Annotated in this window: 18 protein-coding genes; 5 read left to right on the forward strand and 13 right to left on the reverse strand. The window is 39.3% G+C overall.

The window, feature by feature from the left end; genetic code table 11:
- Positions 1-44: 44 nt before the first annotated feature.
- From pstB to A1QC_RS02730, 3 genes are read right to left on the reverse strand one after another with little or no spacing between them, the layout of a single operon-like run.
- Positions 45-863: a phosphate ABC transporter ATP-binding protein PstB gene (gene pstB, locus A1QC_RS02720; protein WP_017024477.1), complete on the reverse strand. Its 819-nt coding sequence runs from the start codon at positions 861-863 to the stop codon at positions 45-47.
- A gap of 1 nt (position 864) precedes the next feature.
- On the reverse strand, positions 865-2,523 hold the full coding sequence (gene pstA / locus A1QC_RS02725; protein ID WP_017024478.1) for a phosphate ABC transporter permease PstA: 1,659 nt from the start codon (positions 2,521-2,523) through the stop codon (positions 865-867).
- 33 nt (positions 2,524-2,556) lie between these two features.
- The gene (locus tag A1QC_RS02730) at positions 2,557-4,800 is read right to left on the reverse strand and encodes an ABC transporter permease subunit (RefSeq protein ID WP_017024479.1); all 2,244 of its coding nucleotides are present in this window, start codon (positions 4,798-4,800) and stop codon (positions 2,557-2,559) included.
- A 207-nt stretch (positions 4,801-5,007) separates the two neighbouring features.
- On the opposite strand from A1QC_RS02730, the gene ppk1 reads away from it, so the two are divergent.
- Both ppk1 and ppx read left to right on the forward strand, forming a co-directional pair.
- The gene (ppk1, locus tag A1QC_RS02735; protein WP_017024480.1) at positions 5,008-7,092 is read left to right on the forward strand and encodes a polyphosphate kinase 1; all 2,085 of its coding nucleotides are present in this window, start codon (positions 5,008-5,010) and stop codon (positions 7,090-7,092) included.
- A 1-nt stretch (position 7,093) separates the two neighbouring features.
- Positions 7,094-8,677 carry an exopolyphosphatase gene (gene ppx / locus A1QC_RS02740; RefSeq protein ID WP_017024481.1) on the forward strand — a complete coding sequence of 528 codons (1,584 nt, stop codon included), beginning with the start codon at positions 7,094-7,096 and terminating at the stop codon, positions 8,675-8,677.
- A 169-nt stretch (positions 8,678-8,846) separates the two neighbouring features.
- Here ppx and A1QC_RS02745 read toward each other — a convergent pair whose 3' ends face one another.
- From A1QC_RS02745 to phoB, 3 genes are read right to left on the reverse strand one after another with little or no spacing between them, the layout of a single operon-like run.
- The gene (locus A1QC_RS02745) at positions 8,847-9,785 is read right to left on the reverse strand and encodes a phosphate ABC transporter substrate-binding protein PstS family protein (RefSeq protein WP_241796515.1); all 939 of its coding nucleotides are present in this window, start codon (positions 9,783-9,785) and stop codon (positions 8,847-8,849) included.
- Positions 9,786-9,807: 22 nt separating this feature from the next.
- The gene (gene phoR, locus A1QC_RS02750; protein ID WP_017024483.1) at positions 9,808-11,133 is read right to left on the reverse strand and encodes a phosphate regulon sensor histidine kinase PhoR; all 1,326 of its coding nucleotides are present in this window, start codon (positions 11,131-11,133) and stop codon (positions 9,808-9,810) included.
- Between the two features lie 35 nt (positions 11,134-11,168).
- Complete coding sequence (gene phoB / locus A1QC_RS02755; RefSeq protein ID WP_017024484.1) at positions 11,169-11,858, reverse strand: phosphate regulon transcriptional regulator PhoB; 690 nt, start codon at positions 11,856-11,858, stop codon at positions 11,169-11,171.
- 256 nt (positions 11,859-12,114) lie between these two features.
- Between phoB and rdgC the strand changes: the two genes are divergently transcribed.
- The 3 genes from rdgC (at position 12,115) to A1QC_RS02770 (ending at position 14,942) form a co-directional block, all read left to right on the forward strand.
- Positions 12,115-13,026: a recombination-associated protein RdgC gene (gene rdgC, locus A1QC_RS02760; protein WP_017024485.1), complete on the forward strand. Its 912-nt coding sequence runs from the start codon at positions 12,115-12,117 to the stop codon at positions 13,024-13,026.
- A gap of 191 nt (positions 13,027-13,217) precedes the next feature.
- Complete coding sequence (gene yegQ / locus A1QC_RS02765) at positions 13,218-14,684, forward strand: tRNA 5-hydroxyuridine modification protein YegQ (protein ID WP_017024486.1); 1,467 nt, start codon at positions 13,218-13,220, stop codon at positions 14,682-14,684.
- Between the two features lie 3 nt (positions 14,685-14,687).
- Complete coding sequence (locus tag A1QC_RS02770) at positions 14,688-14,942, forward strand: YfhL family 4Fe-4S dicluster ferredoxin (protein ID WP_017024487.1); 255 nt, start codon at positions 14,688-14,690, stop codon at positions 14,940-14,942.
- Positions 14,943-15,029: 87 nt separating this feature from the next.
- Here the strand turns inward: A1QC_RS02770 and nfsA are convergent, their stop codons facing one another.
- The 7 genes from nfsA to A1QC_RS02805 all read right to left on the reverse strand — a co-directional run bounded on the left by nfsA (position 15,030) and on the right by A1QC_RS02805 (position 22,546).
- Complete coding sequence (nfsA, locus tag A1QC_RS02775; protein WP_017024488.1) at positions 15,030-15,752, reverse strand: oxygen-insensitive NADPH nitroreductase; 723 nt, start codon at positions 15,750-15,752, stop codon at positions 15,030-15,032.
- Between the two features lie 151 nt (positions 15,753-15,903).
- The gene (locus tag A1QC_RS02780) at positions 15,904-17,016 is read right to left on the reverse strand and encodes an AI-2E family transporter (protein ID WP_017024489.1); all 1,113 of its coding nucleotides are present in this window, start codon (positions 17,014-17,016) and stop codon (positions 15,904-15,906) included.
- A gap of 19 nt (positions 17,017-17,035) precedes the next feature.
- Positions 17,036-17,704 carry a potassium channel family protein gene (locus A1QC_RS02785; protein ID WP_017024490.1) on the reverse strand — a complete coding sequence of 223 codons (669 nt, stop codon included), beginning with the start codon at positions 17,702-17,704 and terminating at the stop codon, positions 17,036-17,038.
- A 22-nt stretch (positions 17,705-17,726) separates the two neighbouring features.
- Positions 17,727-18,629: an HlyD family secretion protein gene (locus A1QC_RS02790; protein ID WP_026025736.1), complete on the reverse strand. Its 903-nt coding sequence runs from the start codon at positions 18,627-18,629 to the stop codon at positions 17,727-17,729.
- Positions 18,630-18,646: 17 nt separating this feature from the next.
- Positions 18,647-18,856, reverse strand: a complete 210-nt coding sequence (locus tag A1QC_RS02795; protein ID WP_017024492.1) for a DUF1656 domain-containing protein — start codon at positions 18,854-18,856, stop codon at positions 18,647-18,649.
- Complete coding sequence (locus A1QC_RS02800) at positions 18,856-20,472, reverse strand: TolC family protein (protein WP_026025737.1); 1,617 nt, start codon at positions 20,470-20,472, stop codon at positions 18,856-18,858. Before A1QC_RS02800 ends, A1QC_RS02795 begins: the two co-directional genes overlap by 1 nt.
- 4 nt (positions 20,473-20,476) lie before the next feature.
- Entirely contained in the window at positions 20,477-22,546 is a 2,070-nt protein-coding gene (locus A1QC_RS02805; RefSeq protein ID WP_241796517.1) for an FUSC family protein, read from the reverse strand.
- Between the last annotated feature and the right edge of the window lie 394 nt (positions 22,547-22,940).

Genomic DNA, 22,940 nt, shown 5'->3' on the forward strand with positions numbered 1-22,940 from the left:
GATCATGAATATCCTAATGACTTCCTTGTTTAACCTTTACGATATTAGCCATATCGGCCAGTAATATAATCTTCCGTTTTTTTCACTTTTGGCGAAGTGAAGATTGAATCGGTATCACTGTATTCCACCAGCTGCCCCATGTGAACAAACGCAGTGTGATCACTTACGCGAGCAGCTTGTTGCATATTATGGGTAACAATCACTACGGTATACTTTGTTTTTAACTCTGAAATAAGCTCTTCAATCGTTAACGTTGAAATGGGATCAAGAGCGGATGTCGGCTCATCTAAGAGTAATACTTCCGGCTCAATGGCAATAGCTCGCGCAATCACTAAACGTTGCTGTTGACCACCAGAAAGGCCAAACGCATTTTCATGTAACCTGTCTTTGACTTCTTTCCATAATGCCGCCGCCCGTAACGAACGTTCAACAGCATCATCTAAAGTGCGGGAATCTTTAACACCTTGTAATCTAAGCCCATAAACCACATTCTCATAAATGGATTTAGGAAATGGGTTCGGGCGTTGAAATACCATCCCAACGCGACGACGCAAACTCGCAACATCCACATTAGGGTGGTAAATATTACTGCCATGCAAGTTCACGGCCCCTTCCACTCGACAACCTTCCACTAAATCATTCATGCGATTGATACAGCGTAATAACGTCGATTTGCCGCAGCCCGAGGGGCCGATAAAAGCCGTCACATGACCTTTAGGAATCCTCATGGTGATATCTTTTAAAGCCTGAGCTTGATGATAATACAAATTCAGCCCTTCAATAGAAATGGCCGTTTGGTTATCGGTAAGTTGATTAACATCGAGAGGTTCGGCATAACCTAACGCCGAATTAATGGAAAACATATTAATCACTTCCTAAGGTTCTAAATTTTTCACGTAAATTATTACGGATCATAATAGCCGTAATATTGAGCCCAACCACCACACTTATCAATAGGAATGATGTAGCAAACACCAAAGGACGAGCGGCTTCAATATTTGGAGTTTGAAACCCTACATCATAGATATGAAAACCTAAGTGCATGAATTTTCGGTCTAAATGTAGGAATGGAAATTGCCCATCCACAGGTAAGCTCGGGGCAAGCTTAACGACCCCCACTAACATCAGTGGCGCCACTTCCCCGGCAGCACGAGCAACCGCTAAAATAAGCCCGGTCATAATGGCAGGGCTTACCATTGGCAGAATAATGCGCCATAGTGTTTCAAATTTAGTGGCTCCTAGAGCATATGAACCATGACGAACAGCGCTTGGTACTCGCGCTAAACCTTCCTCTGTTGCAACAATCACCACAGGTAATGTTAAAATAGCCAAGGTTAAAGCTGACCAAAGCAAGCCAGGCGTTCCAAAAGTTGGGGTGGGTAAAGATGAAGAGTAAAACAATTCATCAATTGAACTTCCTATGGTGTAAACGAAAAAGCCAAGGCCAAAAACGCCATAAACAATCGACGGAACACCTGCCAAATTCACCACAGATATGCGTATTAATTTTGTTAACGCAGTGTTTCTCGCGTATTCATGCAAATAAATAGCAGCAATAACCCCAAGTGGCATCACCATGATAGACATCAAGATAACCAACAACACCGTACCGAAAATAGCTGGAAATACTCCCCCTTCCGAATTTGATTCTCTTGGGTTATCAAGCAGAAATTTTTTCACTTGATTCAGCCAATGCCCAACTTTATCAGATAAGCTCATATTGTTGGGATACCAAGCATCTAAAACCGTATTCACCGGTAAAGAAACACGCTCACCTCTCATGTCTTCCACCACAATAAACTGTTGAGACAAACTGTTTTGTAGCGATGCTATCTTTTTCTCTAATTGAGTAAATTGCGTTTGTAATGTTTTTTTTCTCTGAACAAGATCACCTTGTTCTTTTACTGTCAGTGCATTGTGTTTTGATTGAGTATTAACTCGCAGATTTAGCTTATTAAGCTCCAATGTCACCTGATGCATGTCCCCTTGCAGGAGATCATCGATTTGTTCTCGAGTGTCATTCGCATTGTTGATCAGCAACTTAATATGCTTTGGTAAATCTTTTTCAATATGACTTTCTCCGTCAAGCAGAATAATCGGTCTGCCAAAGAAATCCCCACTGTGAGTTCTTTCAAATACCGCCACATTTTTGGGTACTTGTTGCTGGTGTAGGTCAATAGCTAAAACAGAAAGGAAATCTTGGGGGTAGAGATCTCGGTTTGCTACTTTGATCGATAATCGTTCAGCTTCCCCTTTGTCAATCACAGCATCAGGCCACTGACGATCATGATCGGAGAGTTGATCCAAAGACACGTAATCACGCTGATAAATCTGCCCTAAAAGAAGAGCGCCTTTATCGTCTTGCCATTGATAGACAGGGGTTGGCCAAAAGTAGACCAACCCTTTCCAACCAATTAACAATAACAACCCCAATACAGAAATAAGGCTAATACTGACTGCACCAGCGGTCAGCCACACCCAAGGGTTACCTGATTTTATCCAATCAAATCCATTTTTTATCATAATAGTCACGCCTTCACGACAGACGTTTTTACATTACAAGGCACTGTATTTTTCTCTTAGACGTTGACGAACGAGCTCAGCAATCGAGTTCACCACAAAAGTAAACACAAACAATAAAAATGCAGATAAGAAAAGTAAACGAAAATGCGAACCTCCGACTTCTGATTCTGGCATTTCAATAGCAATATTGGCTGAAAGTGTTCTCATTCCTTCAAAAATATTCCAATCCATCACAGGTGTATTACCGGTTGCCATTAAGACAATCATGGTTTCACCAACAGCCCGTCCTAGTCCCATCATCACCGCCGAAAAAATCCCCGGAGAAGCCGTTACTAATACCACTGTCGTTAAACACTGCCAGGGTGTTGCCCCTAACGCACTCGCACCATCAGATAAATGTTTTGGCACTGAAAAAATAGCATCTTCAGCAATAGTAAAGATCGTTGGAATTACCGCAAATCCCATTGCAAAGCCAACAATAAGCGCGTTACGTTGATCAAAGTTAATGCCATTATTCGCCATAAATAAACGCACATCCCCACCAAATAACCAATGTTCGATATGATGCCCATATCCAACAACAAACAAGCCGAAACCGATGACCACTGGGATTAGCATTAATGCAATCCATCCTTGATGTGCCTTGATACCCATTAATTGCCTTGCCATATGCCAAAGCAATGCGGCAAGAAGAATCACAATAGGCAAGAACAGCATGAATAAAATCGTACTTAATAAATTCATTTCAATAATGGGGGCAAGCCATAATCCGGCAAGAAAACCTATAATGACGGTAGGTAAAGCCTCCATCAATTCAATGGTAGGTTTGACATAGCGGCGCATTCTTGCCGTCATAAAGTAAGCGGTATAAATCGCGCCGCAGATCGAAATAGGCACAGCAAAAATCATCGCAAAAATAGCGGATTTAAGTGTACCAAAGGCAATCGGAACTAAGCTGAATTTAGCCTCAAAGTCATTACTAGCAGCCGTTGATTGCCAAATGTATTCAGGTTTTGGGTAACCTTCGTACCATATTTTCTGCCATAACGATGAAAATGAAATTTCAGGATGAGGATTATTGACCGTATACACATTCAAACCGTTTCGGTTCGCAGTAATTAAATAATTCTCACTTGATGATGTGCCCGCAGCTAACGGCGTCTTGTCTTCGATACGTTTAGACAATAATCGGTCATGTGATGTGGTGTAAAAGTTTTCCACCACACCATTTTGGTGGAAACTATAAAAACCTTTTCGGTAATAATCAGGTAGTAAAAATTCAACGTTAGGAGATAAAGCAAAGTCTCGAATATGAGTAAAATGACGTTCACCATTTTTTAGCACATCAAACCATTGCGACACTTGGCCGCTTTGATCTGTCAATAAAAGAGAGTAAGCCCCTGACAACAATTCTAAACTAACGCCTTGACGGTTTTTATCCGTAGTCGATAAAGGAACAGTTTCTCTCACTTCAAATTGGTTAGCTTGGCGTTTTAGTATCGTAATGGCGTTTTCAGATAAAACATACAAGGTTTTACCATCTGGCGTCACTCGATAATCTTTGACCTGAATCTTTAATGGCGGCATTTGTAAACGCCTTTCAATCCATTTAGGCTCACTTCGAGCTTGATTAAATAAGCTAGGTTTAGAATAAGCTACCGCCTGCCAATCTCCATTGCTACTTCTGCCGACAAAAATAGCGTCATTAACATTAATGGCAAAATCGAAAGAAGTAATCGGTAACCCTGACTTATCTAATTGAACGGGATTTTGTACAAACGTACTCACGCTTGGAGAAGAGTGCCTTCCATCAGCAGTAAATACATTCGAAAACTTAGGGTGTACTGCAATGATCTGCCCTCGCTGGGTCGCATAAGCATACCAACGACTATTCGTAACTGCCGATCTAAAAGCAGTAGGCTCAGTGGTAATATTCATTTTTAATAATGACTTGGCGGGCTTGCCCGTTTTCTCGCCTAAATACGTAAAACTAAGTTGACCTTGTTTGCTAAACGTAAATGCGGTTTTGCCTTCATCATCAATGCCAACTGCAACAGGAGGATTTTCTGCCTGAAATGTGGGCAATGTTTTGTGCTCAAGCGATGTGATGCTTGCTGGGTAAAAAATTGGTGCTATCACGATAATGAGATAAAAAATAAGTAACACAAGCGCCAGTAATACACTGATACCACCAAGTCTAATCACCGAGCTCGCCAAGCGATCAGTCACCCAGCGTCTTTTATCTCGTTGTTTAAAGAAAGTATCTACTTGAGCCATGTTCCACATTACCTTTTTTGATTCATGACATAATATGTCGAATATGTGACACTTTTATTACTACACTTTGCAGTATGCTTGATTTTATTACATTTAGGGGGCGGAATTTCACTCACTGAAATAAAACTGTCACAATTTAGCACTACATTCCAAGGACTCTAGGATAGAAACTTCCCTTTTCTCTATTTTTACAAGTTGGATAGTAAAATGAGCTCAGAAAAACTTTACATTGAAAAAGAACTTAGTTGGTTGTCTTTCAACGAACGTGTACTGCAAGAAGCAGCCGATAAAACGGTTCCCTTAATCGAACGAGTTCGGTTTTTAGGTATTTTTTCAAGTAATTTAGATGAGTTTTACAAAGTTCGTTTTGCAGACGTCAAACGCCGAATTTTGATCAGTCAAGAAAGCGGAAGCAGTGATAGCCCAAAACACTTATTAACGAAAATGCAATCTAAAGTATTGAGGCTCAACCAACGATTTGATGAGCTCTATAACGAATTGATTCTCGAAATGGCTCGCCGCCGCATTTTTTTAGTTAATGAATCACAACTGCAAGAATACCAACAAAAATGGATAAAAAAATATTTTGAGCGTGAAGTTCTTCCCCATATCACGCCTTTTCTTATGAACGCTGATACCGACGTCTTAAGCTTCCTAAAAGATGAACATTCTTATTTGGCGGTCGAAATCACCAATAAAGAACAACGTAATTTTGCCCTGATTGATATACCAACAAATCACCTTCCTCGCTTCATTATGGTACCGGAGCAAAAAGGCAAACGTCGTAAAACCATCATTTTATTAGATAACATCATTCGTTTTTGCCTAGATGATATTTTTAAAGGCTTCTTTGAATATGAAGAGCTCAATTGCTATACCATGACGATGACTCGTGATGCCGAGTACGATTTGCGTCATGAAGTTGAGCATAGCTTACTTGAACAAATGTCCGATGGTGTCAATCAACGCTTAACCGCTATGCCAGTTCGCTTAGTGTATCAACGTGATATGCCGGAACATTTGTTGAAGTTTTTATGTGAAAAACTCAACATGACCAGCTATGACAGCCTGATCCCCGGGGGTCGATATCATAACTTTAAAGATTTCACGAGCTTCCCGAATGTCGGACGTGATTACTTAGAAAACAAACCTTTGCCACCACTCAAGTGTGCCGATTTTGATGGCTATCCCAATAGTTTTGAAGCGATTAACGCGCAAGATATTTTATTGTATTACCCATACCATAGCTTTGATCACATCACCGAGTTGGTTCGCCAAGCATCGTTCGATCCCAAAGTGATCAGCATTAAAATCAACATTTATCGTGTTGCTAAGAATTCTAAATTAATGAATTCTTTAATGGATGCCGTCCACAATAAAAAGAAAGTCACCGTTGTGGTCGAGCTTCAAGCTCGCTTTGATGAAGAAGCGAATATCGAATGGGCAAAATTATTAACCGATGCGGGTGTCCACGTTATTTTTGGTGCCCCGGGTCTTAAAATACACTCCAAATTATTATTAATTACTCGCCGTGAAGATGATGAATTAAAACGCTACGCCCATGTTGGAACAGGTAACTTCCACGAAAAAACTGCGCGTATCTACACTGACTTTGCATTGCTTACCGCCGATCCACTGATCACCAATGAAGTTCGCAATGTCTTCGGTTATATCGAAAATCCTTACCGCCCAGTTAGATTCAATCAATTAATGGTTTCGCCGCGTAATTCACGCCAACAAATCTACAAATTGATTGATAGCGAAATTGCTATTGCTAAAGAAGGGCGTAAAGCTGGCATCACCTTAAAGGTGAATAACTTAGTCGATAAAGGTTTGGTCAATAAACTCTATGGTGCAAGCAATGCGGGAGTGAAGATCAAAATGATCATACGCGGAATGTGTTCTTTAGTTCCAGGGATCCCTGGGGTCAGTGAAAACATCACCATCATCAGTATTATTGACCGGTTCCTTGAACACCCACGAGTAATGGTGACCGATAATGATGGCGATCCTAAAGTCTACATTTCTTCTGCTGACTGGATGACGAGAAATATCGATTACCGAATTGAAGTAGCAACACCTGTGCACTCTCCACGTTTAAAACAGCGCATTATCGATATTTTAAATATACACTTTATTGATACCGTTAAAGCTCGAGTCATTGATAAAGAGATGAGCAATACTTATGTGCCGCGCGGTAACCGAAAAAAAGTACGATCACAAATTGCTATTTATGATTATTTAAAGCAAATTGAAAAGAAAGCACGTCAGAAAACAGAGCCTACGGAGTAATATGAACTCAATGACCGAACCGAATGTGGAAGAAACAAACACAACAGAGCCTAACATAAGACACATTGCGGCTATCGATCTTGGATCAAACAGTTTTCATATGGTGGTGGCAAAAGTTATCGGAAATGGTTTACAAATTGTTAGCCGCCACAAGCAGCAAGTGCGTTTAGCTGATGGCTTAGACGATTATATGAATCTTGATAATGCCTCAATACAAAGAGGCTTAGATTGCCTTGCCATGTTTGCGGAAAGACTACTCGATTTTTCCCCAGAAAATGTTCGAATTGCAGCAACACATACCCTACGCCAAGCGAATAATGCTCATATATTTTTATCGCGCTCTAAGCATGTTTTGCCTTTCCCAATCGAAGTTATACCGGGAGTAGAAGAAGCTCGTCTTATCTATTTAGGCGTCGCCCACACTCAACCAGAATGGGAAAAAAAATTAGTGGTCGATATTGGTGGTGGCAGTACCGAAATGATCATTGGCGAAGGTTTCGAACCTCACTTACTCAATAGTAAACAACTGGGCTGCGTCAGTTATACCAATAAGTATTTTCATAACGGCAAACTTTCTAAGAAAAACTTTTCTAAAGCAATTTTATCTGTCGAACAAAAACTGGAATCATTAAGCCAACCTTATAAAAAGTTTGGCTGGGACGCAGCGCTTGGCTCATCGGGTACCATCAAAGCCATTCGAGAAGTGCTGATAGGTCTTGGTTATGAAGATGGTTTAATTACCCTTGAACGCCTAAAACAATTGATCGATGAATTATGTCAGCTCGATCAAATTGAAGATATAAATCTAGACGGCTTGACCGATGATAGAAAGCCTGTCTTTGCTGCAGGCGTTGCGATTTTATACGCTATCTTCAAATCACTCTCGATTGATTGTATGCATTTTTCCGACGGCGCTTTACGTGAAGGGTTAATGTATGAAATGGAAGAACGATTTCAACGTTCCGATATTAGAATGAGAACCACTGAAAACTTGGCTACCAAGCATCAAGTCGATTTCGTTCATGCTAATAATGTGCGTACTCAAGCTGAGCTATTTTTAAACCAAGTGGGGAAAAGTTTAGATATAGAACCAAACAGTGAGCTTTGCAGTTTACTGAGTTGGGGCGCTTTATTGCATGAGGTGGGTTTAAGCATTAGCTATAAAGGTTTCCATCGCCATTCAGCGTACATCTTACAACACACCAACATGCCAGGCTTTAACCAAGAGCAGCAACAAGTTTTAGCGGCGTTGGTACGTTTCCAGCGAAAGGCATTAAAGCTACAAGAAATGCCGGAACTCTCTATTTATAAACCGAAACAAATCTTGCCGTTAATTGCCATGTTACGTTTAGCGATAGTGCTTAATGGTCAACGTAAAGGCAGTAGTGAGCTTGCGCCCTTAACTCTTTCGATTGTTGATGTGGGGGATGGTAACCATGAAAAAGATGAGAACAATGCCCACTACCAAAAATGGAAGCTCACCAGTTCCAATTCTGAATGGTTAGAGGAAAACCGCTTATTACATGCCGATCTTTTAACTGAACAAAGTTACTGGAAAAATGCAGGTTGGCATTTGAAATTTTAAACGCCACTTAACCGTTATTATTCATAAATACTAAAATAGCCGAATCATTACTGATTCGGCTATTTTAGTTGGGTATTTCCGTGAAATTTCATGCTTATCTGCAGAAAAACCACGCCGTTATCTGTTGTTATTATCTATCAGGACGAGCAGATAATAATTAGCTTTGCGATCACTTCAGACTTAATCCAACTAGCTTAAGTTCTGATTCCGCTAACTCTGATGACAGTGGTACATAGCCATCTTTTTCTACGCCGATTTGCCCTTGCTTAGAAAAAATAAACTTTAAAAATTCTGCTTCATTACGTGGCAAAGGTTTAAGTGGATTTTTATTCACATAAACATACAAATACCGAGCCAGTGGATAATGCCCGGTTAAGATATTATCTCTGGTTGGTGCTACATAATCGCTCCCTTCTTGAGCTAAAGGAACTAGTCTCGCTTTAGAAACTTGATAACCTACACCAGAATAACCAATACTATTTATAGATGATGCAACCGATTGAACCACTGAGGCCGATCCTGGTTGTTCATTCACTCCACGCTTAAAATCACCACCACACAAAGCATGTTGCTTAAAGTAACCATAAGTCCCAGAAACCGAATTTCGACCAAATAGTTGAAACCCTAATCGAGCCCAGTCGGATTGAATGCCTAATTGTTGCCAACGATCGAGTGAGCGCGTCGCTCCACATTGCATAGTAGATGAAAAAATGGCATCCAATTGCTCAAAGTTAAGTCCTTTAATTGGGTTATCTTTATGAACAAAGATCCCTATCGCATCAATCGCCACTTTAAGTTGTATTGGTGGGTAACCATATTGCCTTTCAAAAGCCTCGATTTCTTTAGCTTTCATCGGACGACTCATTGGCCCTAGTTGCGACGTCCCTTCCGTTAATGCGGTAGGTGCAGTCGAAGAACCAGAGGCTTGTACTTGCATATTAATGTTAGGGTAAATAGATTGAAACTCTTGAGCCCACAATGTCATGAGTGTGGCTAAAGTATCAGAGCCTACCGATGAAATGGTATCAGAAACACCAGAAACCTTTTGATAACTCGGAAGCTCATCGGTATAGGTAGGATTTGCATAACTCAAAAAAGAAAACGACATAAGTAACACTGCTAAATAAGTTTTACGCATCATCTCCCCTTTCAATTCCCGTACGACTAACCAACTTTGTAGGCAACACAAATGAAAAGCAGCTGCCTTCACCCACTTCACTTTGAATGTTTAAGTAAGATTCATGATGACTTAAAGCGTGCTTAGCAATAGCAAGCCCCAATCCACTGCCACCAGTCTCTCTTGAACGCGCTTTATCCACGCGATAAAAACGCTCTGTCAGCCGGTGAATGTGTTGAGGTTCAATACCATCACCACTGTCTTTAACCGATAAACAAGCACCTTTGGCCGTTTCATGCCATTTAACATAGACATCTGCACCTGCCGGTGTGTATTTCACGGCGTTATAAACCAAATTGGAAATGGCACTGCGCAATTGATCTTCATCACCATAAACATGCAATTGTTTATCAATATCGAACACTATCTTATGTTGCTCTTGCCCACTAAGGGCTACAGCTTCTTTCTCTAAAATTTCTAACATCGAGGGAATGTTAACAATTTCATCAAGATCATGGATCGGAGCCGCTTCTATTTTTGATAACGTTAAAAGTTGCTCAACCAAAGAATTCATCCGAGATAATTGTTCTGTCATCACACCATGCGCTTTCGACCACATTGGCCCAGCCAAAATCTCTGGATCTTCTGTCATCTCCAAATAGCCTTGCAGCACCGTCATAGGTGTTCTTAATTCATGAGAGACATTAGCAAAGAAATTTCGACGCATACCTTCAAGTTGTTTTAATTGCGTAATATCACGCACAACCATCAAGTGCTCACCATCGGTATAAGGTACGATACGCAGCTCGAGGACACGATCAGGTGTTAATGGTGATAACATTTCCAAAGGATCGGTAAAATCTTGTTTAGAAAGGTATTTAATAAAATCAGGGGTGCGAATTAAGTTCGCAATGGGTTGCTCAGAATCATCGGGCCAACGGAAGCCGAGTAAAGATTGTGCAAGCTTATTACACCACACTATATTTCCTTCACTACGAAAAACCACCACCGCATCCGGCAAGGATTCCGCCCCATTGCGAAAGCGACGTATTAAGTTAGCGAGCTCTTTACGACGTCTACGTTGCTTTTGTTGTAAGCGGTAAATGCCATTAAATAAAGGCTCCCAGCTTCCTGTTCCCGAAGGTGGACTCAGGCGCTTTTCGTCCCATAACCATTCAGATAAACGAACTTGATTATGCAATTGCCATAATAATTGTAGAGCTGTAGCGGCCAGTAACAGCCAGCCCATAAAGCCAAAAAACCACCCAATTAAAACCCAAGGGAGGTAAAAAAAAGCCAGCGACCAAGCTAGCTTTTTCCAGGTTAACCTTTCAACCATTCAGTCAGATACTCCGCTCATCGGATTTATTTTTCTTATGCTCGCGTAGAGAAACGATAACCGGCACCACGTACTGTTTGAACTAATTTATCGTGACCTGCCAATTCTAACGCCTTTCTTAAACGACGAATGTGTACATCAACGGTTCTATCTTCAACATAAACGTTAGTTCCCCAAACGTTATTGAGCAGCTGTTCGCGGCTATAAACTCGTTCTTGATGTGTCATAAAGAAGTGCAGCATTTTGAATTCGGTAGGCCCCATGTCCACAGCCGCTTCATTAGCTGTTACACGGTGAGAAACAGGATCTAATTTCAATCCTTGTACATCAATCACATCTTCTAAAGCCGTTGGGGTAACGCGGCGAATAACTGCTTTCAAACGTGCAACGAGTTCTTTCGGTGAAAATGGTTTGGTGATGTAATCATCCGCCCCGACTTCAAGACCTCTGACTTTATCTTCTTCTTCACCACGAGCAGTTAACATCACCACTGGTATATTTCGAGTAAGCTCTTCGCGTTTAAGGTGTTTAATAAAATTGATACCAGAGCCACCAGGAAGCATCCAATCTAATAAAATTAAGTCTGGATAGGGTTCACACAATTTATTTATTGCAGTATCGTAATCTTCCGCTTCAACTGTTTGATAGCCTTTCTGCTCTAATACAAAACAAAGCATCTCCCTGATTGGGGCTTCATCTTCAACAACCAAAATTCTTCTCGACATATTCGAAATACCTTTCGCGCCTAATATTTAATGATGATTCGATGCACATTATGTGTTGTAAGTATGACATTTTTGTGACTAATGCAAACTAAATTTCATGCAAGTGTCAACAAACCCATGCTAATTTGTCATAACTTAAAGGCTTAACAACAGTTATGCCTTGGCTAATTATTCCACTCACAAACGGCCAATCTTTGACTAAAGATTCAAATCTTCTATCATGTGATTCACCTTTCTAGTCTTGAGCATGAGAATTATGTGGTTTAAAAATTGTTTAGTGTACCGTTTCAACCGTGAAATCAACTTCGATGTCGATAAGTTAGAGTCTCAACTCGCTGAATTTACCTTCTCTCCTTGTGGCAGCCAAGATAAGCAAAAATTTGGCTGGACCAGCGTTATCAATAAACATTCAGACGTGTTAACACACATCGCTGGCGACAACATTCTCATTAAGGCAAAGAAAGAAGAAAAATTATTACCCGCTTCTGTAATTAAAGATTCTTTGCAAGACAAGATAGAGTTATTAGAGCAGCAAGAAGGTCGCCCTTTAAAGAAAAAAGAAAAAGACGATCTGAAAGATGAAATTCTCATTGATTTACTGCCTCGTGCGTTCAGTCGCCACAACTTCACACCCATTTTAATCATGCCAAAATTAGGTTTAATCTTGGTCGATTCTAGCAGCTCTAAAAAAGCCGAAGATGCCTTAGCGCTTCTACGCAAAACCATTGGTAGTTTGCCAGTAGTACCAGCCATTCCTGAGGTTGCGATAGAAACCAGCTTAACTGAGTGGGTGAAAACAGGTGAATTACCGCAAGGTTTTCAATTATTAGATGAAGCTGAGTTCCATTCTCTGCAAGAAGATGGCGGGATCATCCGTTGTAAAAAACAAGAATTGAGTGCGGAAGAAATACAAAATCATATTGCAGCCGATAAAGTGGTAACTAAACTGGCTTTAGATTGGCAAGATCATATTGAATTTGTATTAGCTGCAGATGCCAGCGTTAAGCGCTTAAAATTCAGTGATGAATTGAAAGACACCAACGAAGACATTCCACGTGAAGATGCTGCACAGCGCTTTGATGCTGATTTTATATTGATGTGTGGTGAGTTTGAAAACTTCTTCCCACAGTTATTTGATGCGCTTGGTGGCTTGCCTAAACAAGATTAATTTTCTACCAATAAGAGCGAGAATACTTATCTCGCTCTTATTCTATTGTTCTACATTTCCCTTTTCTTTATTCCTTACAATTCTTGTGCTTTTCTCGCTTTTGCACTAAACATAGCGTAAAATTCGCTCCCTAAATTTATACCGCTTGGTGGTATGAATCTGACCTGAAATCAGACCTTGAGAAAACAACTATGTTAAAACCTGAATCTAACTTCGTTCCAGAACTATTGTCCCCTGCTGGCAGTTTAAAAAACATGCGCTACGCTTTTGCTTATGGTGCTGATGCTGTTTATGCTGGGCAACCTCGTTATAGCCTTCGCGTTCGTAACAATGAATTCAACCACGAAAACCTTCAAATCGGTATCGATGAAGCACATGCGCTTGGTAAAAAGTTGTATGTGGTATGCAATATTCAACCACATAACTCTAAGCTGAAAACCTTCATTCGCGACTTAAAACCGATTGTAGAAATGGGACCAGATGCTTTGATCATGTCTGATCCTGGTTTAATTATGATGGTTCGTGAAGCTTTTCCTGATATGGCTATTCATCTTTCTGTACAGGCGAACGCTGTGAACTGGGCGACCGTGAAGTTTTGGTCGACTCAAGGTATTGAGCGCGTGATTTTATCTCGTGAGCTCTCACTGGAAGAAATAGAAGAAATTCATGAACATTGCCCAGAAACTGAGCTGGAAATATTCGTTCATGGTGCATTGTGTATGGCCTATTCTGGTCGCTGTTTACTGTCTGGCTATATGAATAAACGCGATCCAAATCAAGGTACTTGTACTAATGCTTGTCGTTGGGAATACAATGTTGAAAAGGGCAAAGAAGATGAAACAGGTCAAATCATTTCAGCTGATCCTGCAAACAGCGTAGAACAGTTTGATCCGAATGCTGCAACTAGCATTGAAGTCCAAGAACAACGCCCGGATAACACGCTAGGTCTTGGCAAACCAACAGATGAAGTGGTTCTGCTTTCTGAATCGCATCGCCCTGAAGAAAAAATGGCAGCCTTTGAAGATGAGCATGGTACTTACATCATGAACTCGAAAGATCTTCGCGCAGTACAACACGTTGAACGCTTAACTCAAATGGGTGTTCACTCCCTGAAAATTGAAGGTCGTACTAAGTCTTTTTACTACTGTGCTCGTACTGCGCAGGTTTACCGAAAAGCCATTGATGATGCTGTCGCAGGTCGTCCTTTTGATGATAGCTTAATGGGCACTCTAGAGAGCCTTGCTCACCGTGGCTACACTGAAGGCTTTTTACGCCGCCATACTCATGACTCATACCAAAACTACGACTATGGTTACTCTGTTTCTGATTCACAACAATTCGTGGGTGAGTTTACCGGTAAAACTCGCGTATCAGAAAAACACGGTCACCTTGCAGAAGTCGAAGTGAAAAATAAATTTATGGTGGGTGATAGCATTGAAATGATGACGCCTCGTGGAAATATCATCTTCACGCTTGAAGCGATGGAAAACCGTAAATTCCAAGAAGTCGATGATGCTAAAGGTAATGGTCACTTTGTCTTTATTCCAGTGCCAGAAGATTTGGATCTCAGCTTTGGTTTGTTAATGCGTAATCTGTCTACAGGGCAAAATACACGTAACCCAAACCAAGCAGCTCAAACTGCGACTACAGAAGCATAATAGATGGCCTTATTAATTACCGATAAGTGCATAAATTGCGATATGTGTGACCCTGAATGCCCCAATGGTGCAATTTCAATGGGGGATGACATTTATGAAATCGATCATAATTTATGTACTGAGTGTAAAGGACATTACGATAAACCAACTTGCCAATCAGTGTGCCCGATCAATAACTGTATTATTATCGATCCAGAGCATGTTGAAACGGAAGATCAGTTGCTTGAAAAGTTTGTGGTGATTCAGAATCTCGCATAACTTATCAGGCTATGTATGAAGGGCTGGAAGCATACCTTACTTCCTGCCCTTTTTTATCATGAACCACATCTTAAACTTTCTATTGGTTTATTTGGTCGCTAAGCCTTTTGAATTCAAGTAGTCACGAATAAAAGGGCGCGATTCTTTACTCAAACGTTCACTAATATGATCCGACCAAGATCCCGCTTTTTGATTACTGCCACGGGTTTGATAATAATGACTGGTTTCATCATCATACTCAGCAATCGCTTCCTCTGATAATGCTTGATAACCATCTTGATGAACCATCACTTTTTTCGGCAAACGTGGTTTTATTTTCGGATCTTGATCTGGGTGACCTAAACACATACCAAACATAACTGCGCAATATTTAGGTAAACCTAGTAACTCATCCACAGCTTTAGGGTTGTTTCGAAGCCCACCAATATAAACACCACCTAACCCTAAAGACTCCGCTGCTAATAAAGTGTTTTGCGCCATAATTCCGGCATCAATAGCACCAATAAGAGTGAGTTCCGTGAATTCTGGCTTCACCTCTGGCGAAAGCTGAAAGTGCCTCTGATAGTCGATACAAAAAACAAGAAATTCAGCCGCAGTTTCTACGTATTGTTGCCCACCAGCACACTCAGCTAAAACGGTTCGTTTCTCTGGATCGGTAACGCGAATAATCGATGTTGTCTGTAAAAAACTTGATGATGATGCAGAGATCCCAGCAGATAAAATTGTGTCTAATTGCTCTGGAGTGATAGCCTCACGCGTAAACTTTCGAATTGAACGGTGGCTTAACATCGTATCGATAACTTGATTCATTCTATCTCCTAACGCTATAACAAGCTGATAATAAACACAGTAAAGCATGGATAGAGAAAAATAAAAACCAGAAGAAAAAGGGAGGGATAATAAAAATGGCCATAGCTTAAAACCAGCCATGGCCATTTATTTCACACAAGATCAGATTTAATTAACTTTCTTTCTTCTCATGTTGCTGAGCAAGTGGCGATTCATTTTCGCCCATTTTTAGCCAAGTCGTAAATAACTGGTACCAAATAGCTAAGATAACTGCACCTAAGAACAAACCAATAATGCCGGCAGCAAGCATACCACCAATCGCACCAATCAAAATAATAGGCATAGGAACATCAACTCCGCGTCCCATTAGTATTGGTTTTAGAAAGTTATCAGATAGTCCAGCTAACAAAGCCCATACAGTAAAAATCACTGCACCTGTTGTATCGTGCGTTGCAAACACATAGAAAATAGTCGGTGCGACAATAATTAATGCAGGCAACTGAGCGATAGCTAAAAACAACACACCTAATGATAATATCCCAGCACCTGGAATACCAAAAACAAATAAAGCTGAACCAACTAAAATAGATTGAATGAAAGCAACACCAACAACCCCAAGTAACACACTACGGATTGTCGCAGCTGTTAATTCAGTCCAGTCTTCACCATACTTACCAACAACGCGAACGGCAACTGTACGTAACATTTTGGCTGATGATTCTGCATGAGTCATAAAACCTGCAGCAATCAATAATGAAATGATACACATCAACAGAGTCACTAAACCACTACCCAATAAAGATGCGGTACCAGTTACTGCAGATTTAATCTGAGGTAAAAACTGAACCAAAGCACTTTTTAAGTTAGTTGCAAATAATTCCCAAGCATCATAAATCTTATGTCCTACTAATGGAATTTGTGCAATTCTCTCTGATGGTCCTGGAATAACAAAACTACCTGAATGCAGAGAGGTAACTAAATCAGTTATAAAAGAAAATAAAGATGACGATAAAATAAAGAATGGTACTACAATTAACAAGATCGCCACAATGGTCAATAGTGTCGCTGAAAGCCCACGCTTACCATTTAACAATTTTTCTAATTTCTGTGTAAGAGGCATCAAAGCAACAGCAATAACCACCCCCCATATCACCGGAATAATAAAAGGTTTGATAATGTCATATGTCCAAAATAACAGGACAAATAACAAACCAATTCTTATCGACGACTCGATCATGTTACTAATAAAAACTTTACTATTATGTGCTTCTAATTGCTTATCCATCATACTTACCTAATTAAAGTTACTTACCCTGATTACTGATACTTGAGCTCACTAAACTGGACACAACTATGGCCATGTAGAAAACCCCTGCTATTGCTTCCAAATATACAATTACTTCAGAAAAGGGAGTCAAAGGGCTGACATCACCGTAACCTAAAGTGGTTAATGTTACGAAACTAAAGTAAGCCATGTGCGAGAAGTTCTCTCCCCAAGGCACTGCATTTACACCCGTGAATGCATTCGGCATAAATTCTAAAATAATTAAATATGCTACCGTCCACATAAGCCCGAGTAACAAAAATAAAGAAATAGAACCAACGACCTTATTCATATCGACGTTACCAGTGAAGAGCACTTGCTTTGAAACCGCTTTAAACATGCCAAAAAAGAACATAAACATTAAAAAAAGCATGGCAATGTCCATCTCTTGTATTGAAAAAATACTCCCAATAGCAATCACAGAAATAAAGCCAACCACAATAAGGCCCAAAAACTGATTCCAACGTTTCCCAAACCTTAAACTGACTAAACAAACCAAAAAGGTTAGGACCGTCAAACCTTCCAACGTGTACTCTAAAAATCCAAAATCACTTGGTAGGGCTTGTGCTAAAGATGAAAAGACCAAAAACCCAACCAAGGCAAAAGTCATGTAATAAAAATTATTTGTTTTACTAATTTTGTTACGCATTATCTACTTACCTAATGTCTAATTAATTCGATGTTGCTTGTTGAGTGCTACTTTCATCTTCTTGATGAACCATGATCGATGCCGTTAATCCAAATCGTAAATGTATGTTTTCTGGAAGTTCATCAATCACTACTTTTACTGGGATACGTTGTGCTAAACGAATCCATTGAAAAACAGGGTTTACGTTAGGTAATAAGTTGTAACCAACCGTTCCATCCTTCGGGGCGATACCCCAACCGATAGATTCCACATGAGCTTTTAGCGGAGTATCTGGATGAGCCATTAATGTTACGGTCGCATCAGCGCCAGGTTGAATGCTTTCCAATTGATTTTCTCTAAAATACCCAAATACCCAAAAACTATTAATATCAACTAAAGCCAATAGTGGTTGGTTAGCAACCGCTTGTGTTCCAGTGCGAATATCAACATTAGAAACATACCCATCTACCGATGCATAGACTTTGGTGAATTGCAGGTTTAATTCAGCAGATTTAAGTTGCTCTTCAGCTGATTTAATTTGTAGTAAAGATTGTTTGTAAGCAATTTCTTTACGAATTAAATCTTTATGAGAAACAGAGCCTTTATCGCGATCCCGCATTTCTTGAACACGTTCAAATTCCACTTTTTTACCATAGGCGTTGTTCTTAGCTTGCTCTACAGATACTTTTGATTGATCAAGTGCGACTTGGTAAGTGCTAGGATCAATGGCAAAAAGTAAGTCACCTTGGTGAACAAATTGGTTGTCTTTTATGCTCACTTGCGTGATTGGCCCTGATACTCGAGGTGCGACTTTAATGACGTTAGCGCGTACTTGCCCATCGCGAGTCCAAGGGTTATTGAAATACTCTTCATATTTAGAATAGCCGAGATAAATCGCGCCACCCAAAATTACGAGGTTGATTAATATAATTGACAGTTTTTTTATCTTTTTCAAAACAACACCTAAAATTGTAGAAAAAATCGATCAATGATGACTAAATAAATAGTACAAAATGCAATGAACGTTAAAGAGGGATACGCAATAAATCGAGCGATCCTTGTTCTATTCAAAATCATCACTGTTATCCAAGTAAAGATTACTGATAAAACTAAAACCGATAAAATTGGCGAAAAATACACATCACCAATAGAAAGTTCATGAGGAGCCGACATTATTCAGACTCCTTTTTTTGTATAGATTCTGGTGAGCTTGTAGCAGAGTCAGGTAATGTTGGAGCATCATCTAAATAATCTCCCCAATCTGTTCTATCTTTCATTTGATCGATATTTTTCTGACTAACAAAAGGCATACCAGTTGTCGCCTGCCAGCCACCACCTAACGCTTTATACAGCGCAACAACTTGATTGGCTAAATTACCTTTAACTTGAGCGTAAGCATCTTCATTTTGAGTCATTCGAGTTACTGAATTTAATAATCGCTCAAAGGTTATTTGCCCATTTTGATATTGGATCATAGAGATATTAAAAGCACGAACAGCAGCTTCTACCGAATCAAAACGAAGTTTCTTTTGATCTTGATAAATCGAGTAAGATGACATAGCCGTACTCACTTCTTGAACCGCTTCTAAAACATCTTGATTATAGTTAACTAAAGCTTCTTGTAATTTTGCATCTTGTAAACGCACATTATTTTTTACACGACCATATTGAAAAACATTCCAACTGAATGAAGGTCCAGCACTTAACGTTAATGAATCACTAAAACTAAAGCTATCTCCAGCAGGTACCGTACTATTAATACCAATAGCGCCAAAGAGTGAAAAACTTGGATATAACTCCGTTTTAGCAGCTCCAATTTGAGCACTTTGAGCATGTGCTTGTAATTCTGCCACTTGCAGATCTGGTCTTCTCAAAACCAATGAAGCATCAACTGTAGCTGCTAATACTGGGGGTTTTGGAATCAAAGAGTCGTCATCATACCCCGCCGTTACCCGTGAACGATTAGCATTATAATCTGAGTTATATTTTGCGACTTTTTGCTGTATTTCTGATGAATTAAGCAACGGTGAAACTTGTTCAGGTAATAAACCTAACAATACTGCTAACGCATTCTTAGATTGCATCATGCCAATTTGCAATGCAGACAAAGACGCTTGAGTACTATAAAGCTGAGTCTTTGCTTGTTGCACATCGAGTTCGGTCACATCACCAGAATCGAACTGAGCTTGTGTTATACGCAAAACTCGCTTTTGTATCTCAATATTCCGCTCTGAAAGTAAAATACGCTCTTGGAATGTTCTGTAATTTAAGTAATTTCTTGCTACTTCGGCTGTAATGCTAACGGCAACATTTCGATAAGAAGCAATCATGGCATAATATGAAGCTTGTGCAGATTCCGTTCCTCTGGCGTATTTCCCCCACACATCCATTTCCCAACCAGCATCAAATGACAAATTGGATGAATTAAAAGAATGTTCATTGTTGTACGTTCGAGCTAAGTTACCAGAGACTTGTTGAACTTGAGGGTAACGAAGTGAATCACTGATCCCCAGCACCATTCTAGATTGCAAAATGCGCAACCCTGCTGCTTCTAAATTAAGGTTTTGCTTCGTAGCGGTATCAATTAAGCTATTTAAGCTAGGATCATTAAATTGTGTCCACCAACGTTCGGTTTCAACCTGAGCTTGCTGGGTGTCTTGTTTTGTCCAATGGCTTGGTAAAGCAACTGGTTCTGGCCCTTCAAAATCAGGGCCTAGCACTGTACAAGCAGTAAGACTTAATACTGACGTCATGATTAAAATTTTTTGTACATAGGGTGACAACATCATGTGGTTAAAACCTTTTTTCTTGTAGATGTTTCCAATCAATACCGTCATGCGCCACTTGGCACTGAAGAATCGACTTATAGATATTTTTTTGACTGTTCAAAAAAATGTAAAACTCAGCAACTTTCTTATCGCTATATTGAGTTAAATCAATCGATTCAAAGAATGCATTAAGCTTAGCTTCAATTGACTCATAAGGTTGAGAATATTTTTGAAAGTGCAAATTGGATGAATTTTCTTCACCTATTTTCAAAACAATAAGCTGTGCCATATTTAACTCTTGGAAATCTTTTTTAGCCAACCTTACTAATTCATTATCTTTAAATTGAGCTTCATAACTGACTAAGCTATTCATGTTATTTTTAAGAAGATCACATGAAGAGATAAATTCGTCATATCGACATTGCTCTGTCTTATTAAAGTATTTTTTATTCAGCTTACTTTCCCATAGGGTCAGTTTCTTCAAACTAACATTCATGGTTTCAATTGATATCTTTAATTTCAATTTACTGAGTAATGTCTCTGGAAAAGACATTTTTGTTAACTTTAATATTGATGATGAATGTCGAAAGAAACGTTCTTGTACAACACAAAACAAGTGCTCAGGCTTAGTCGAAAATGGTACGTAATAGAATATGAATATCATAGCTACTACAAGATAAAACAGCGTCATAGTAGAAAGTAAAATAGCAAAGTTTAAATGCATAGGACTAGATATCCCCATGACAAAAAATCCAAGCATAAATAATATAGTGATTGGTCGTTTAAAGACATAAAAGGCAATAAACGTATAAGCAAAGATAAATATTCCCAGCTCCATCCCTAATGTCAGGTGAGGTAATATGAATACATAAGATGGAATTGCGATCACAAAGCTAAAAGTAAATAAAGCAAGTAACATTATTGGATGCACAGGTAAAAATGAAAGTAACATCATGTACATAGTTGAGAAAATGACAAATGTGTACCCACCTGGCGGGTTAAAATTAATCCAAAGCATCCCAGAAAACCAGTACATGATGAAAACTTTAATTGCCGTCTTAAAGTTTTCCATATCCCACAATAAAAACTTAGATACTTTCTTAGGGACAAAATCAGAATAACTAATCGTTTCAGTAACCGAGTCGATACATTTAATGGTATTAGATAAACGGATTAACTTTTCCTGAAGTGTATTCATCGCGTTTGATAACATCACAGCAGACGCTTTGTCTAACGGTGAAATTGTCACCGTAGGTTGCTCAAACTCAACCTTTATTTCTTTCAATATCTCATCTGACTCTTCAAGCCAAGCCTTCTGTAGAGATTCAAATAAAGCAGTAACATTGAGAGTGGCTTGTTCATACTCAGGTAAATATGATGAAATCGATTCATTAGATAATTGTTTCTCATTCACCAATAGAACTAATTGTTCTGTGATTTTTTGACAGTAAAAGACAAGGTGATCCCACTCTTTTCGGTATGACGAAATATCACTGCATTCTTTACTTAAGTTATGGTAAGAAGTCTCCAGTAAAGTTTGAGCTTGTTGTAATTGCTTTACTTTTTTTGTTAAAGACCGACTTTTCTGTTCACTCTCTTCATTTTCACTTTTATCTGAAACATTAGCCGTTAGCAAAGAAAAGATATCGCTTTGTAATTGATTCAGCTTTACGACTGTTTGGTGAAGATTCTTTTCAGCTTGGAATGGAAAAATAAAGACACTGACCAAGGTATAAATAACCACTCCAAATGCAGTCATAAATGCTCGATCTATACCATATAAAAACGCCCCATCCGTATCACCGCCATTTGATGTCATTAAAATAACAACACCAATAAGCATAAATAATGTGGGATCCGCTCGATATGCTTTACGTAGATAAAAAATAAATGACACTATGATGGATACAGAAAGCATGTATGAAAAGCGGTCTTGTGCAAATAGACCAACTAAACACAAACCAATTGCAGCACCAATAAGTGTGCCGACCACCCTCATACTACCTTTAGATAAAGATTCTCTTCTTCCACCTGTAGAAGCAATAAGCATAACTGTTGTTGCAGCTGTTGAACCGTGCGGCCATCCCATAGACATGGGTATCAAATATGCTAACGATAGACTCAATGCAACTCGAAAAGCGAATTTAAATTTGTCACTTAAATGAAATGGAAAAAGCCAGTTAAACGAAGTCAGCATTGTAATTGGTCACTTTGGTTTTGTACCGAGAATAAACGTTATACTCATTAGGAACGCTTGGTTATTGTAATTTACAGTTCAATGGTTAAATTATGAGCGCATTATAACATATTGAAATGAAACAATTAAAATAGATTTGTCATTTAATTATCAATTTAATTCACGGTAAAAACAACTAAAGCCTAACCCATATTAGCCATGAATATTTCACTAATAAAAGAATAGTACATATTAATAATTAGTATCAGATTCTTTTTAATTTCATTTATACAAATCCAATTGTTTTTCTAAA

It is taken from the genome of Vibrio rumoiensis 1S-45 (genome assembly GCF_000286955.2).
Classification (GTDB): domain Bacteria; phylum Pseudomonadota; class Gammaproteobacteria; order Enterobacterales; family Vibrionaceae; genus Vibrio; species Vibrio rumoiensis_A.

What these genes read in the sequence shown, in the direction of transcription:
- pstB (WP_017024477.1), bottom strand. Translation starts at nt 863, where the DNA reads ATGTTTTCCATTAATTCGGCGTTAGGTTATGCCGAACCTCTCGATGTT.
- pstA (WP_017024478.1), bottom strand. Translation starts at nt 2,523, where the DNA reads ATGATAAAAAATGGATTTGATTGGATAAAATCAGGTAACCCTTGGGTG.
- A1QC_RS02730 (WP_017024479.1), bottom strand. Translation starts at nt 4,800, where the DNA reads ATGGCTCAAGTAGATACTTTCTTTAAACAACGAGATAAAAGACGCTGG.
- ppk1 (WP_017024480.1), top strand. Translation starts at nt 5,008, where the DNA reads ATGAGCTCAGAAAAACTTTACATTGAAAAAGAACTTAGTTGGTTGTCT.
- ppx (WP_017024481.1), top strand. Translation starts at nt 7,094, where the DNA reads ATGAACTCAATGACCGAACCGAATGTGGAAGAAACAAACACAACAGAG.
- A1QC_RS02745 (WP_241796515.1), bottom strand. Translation starts at nt 9,785, where the DNA reads ATGTCGTTTTCTTTTTTGAGTTATGCAAATCCTACCTATACCGATGAG.
- phoR (WP_017024483.1), bottom strand. Translation starts at nt 11,133, where the DNA reads ATGGTTGAAAGGTTAACCTGGAAAAAGCTAGCTTGGTCGCTGGCTTTT.
- phoB (WP_017024484.1), bottom strand. Translation starts at nt 11,858, where the DNA reads ATGTCGAGAAGAATTTTGGTTGTTGAAGATGAAGCCCCAATCAGGGAG.
- rdgC (WP_017024485.1), top strand. Translation starts at nt 12,115, where the DNA reads ATGTGGTTTAAAAATTGTTTAGTGTACCGTTTCAACCGTGAAATCAAC.
- yegQ (WP_017024486.1), top strand. Translation starts at nt 13,218, where the DNA reads ATGTTAAAACCTGAATCTAACTTCGTTCCAGAACTATTGTCCCCTGCT.
- A1QC_RS02770 (WP_017024487.1), top strand. Translation starts at nt 14,688, where the DNA reads ATGGCCTTATTAATTACCGATAAGTGCATAAATTGCGATATGTGTGAC.
- nfsA (WP_017024488.1), bottom strand. Translation starts at nt 15,752, where the DNA reads ATGAATCAAGTTATCGATACGATGTTAAGCCACCGTTCAATTCGAAAG.
- A1QC_RS02780 (WP_017024489.1), bottom strand. Translation starts at nt 17,016, where the DNA reads ATGGATAAGCAATTAGAAGCACATAATAGTAAAGTTTTTATTAGTAAC.
- A1QC_RS02785 (WP_017024490.1), bottom strand. Translation starts at nt 17,704, where the DNA reads ATGCGTAACAAAATTAGTAAAACAAATAATTTTTATTACATGACTTTT.
- A1QC_RS02795 (WP_017024492.1), bottom strand. Translation starts at nt 18,856, where the DNA reads ATGTCGGCTCCTCATGAACTTTCTATTGGTGATGTGTATTTTTCGCCA.
- A1QC_RS02800 (WP_026025737.1), bottom strand. Translation starts at nt 20,472, where the DNA reads ATGATGTTGTCACCCTATGTACAAAAAATTTTAATCATGACGTCAGTA.
- A1QC_RS02805 (WP_241796517.1), bottom strand. Translation starts at nt 22,546, where the DNA reads ATGTCTATGGGATGGCCGCACGGTTCAACAGCTGCAACAACAGTTATG.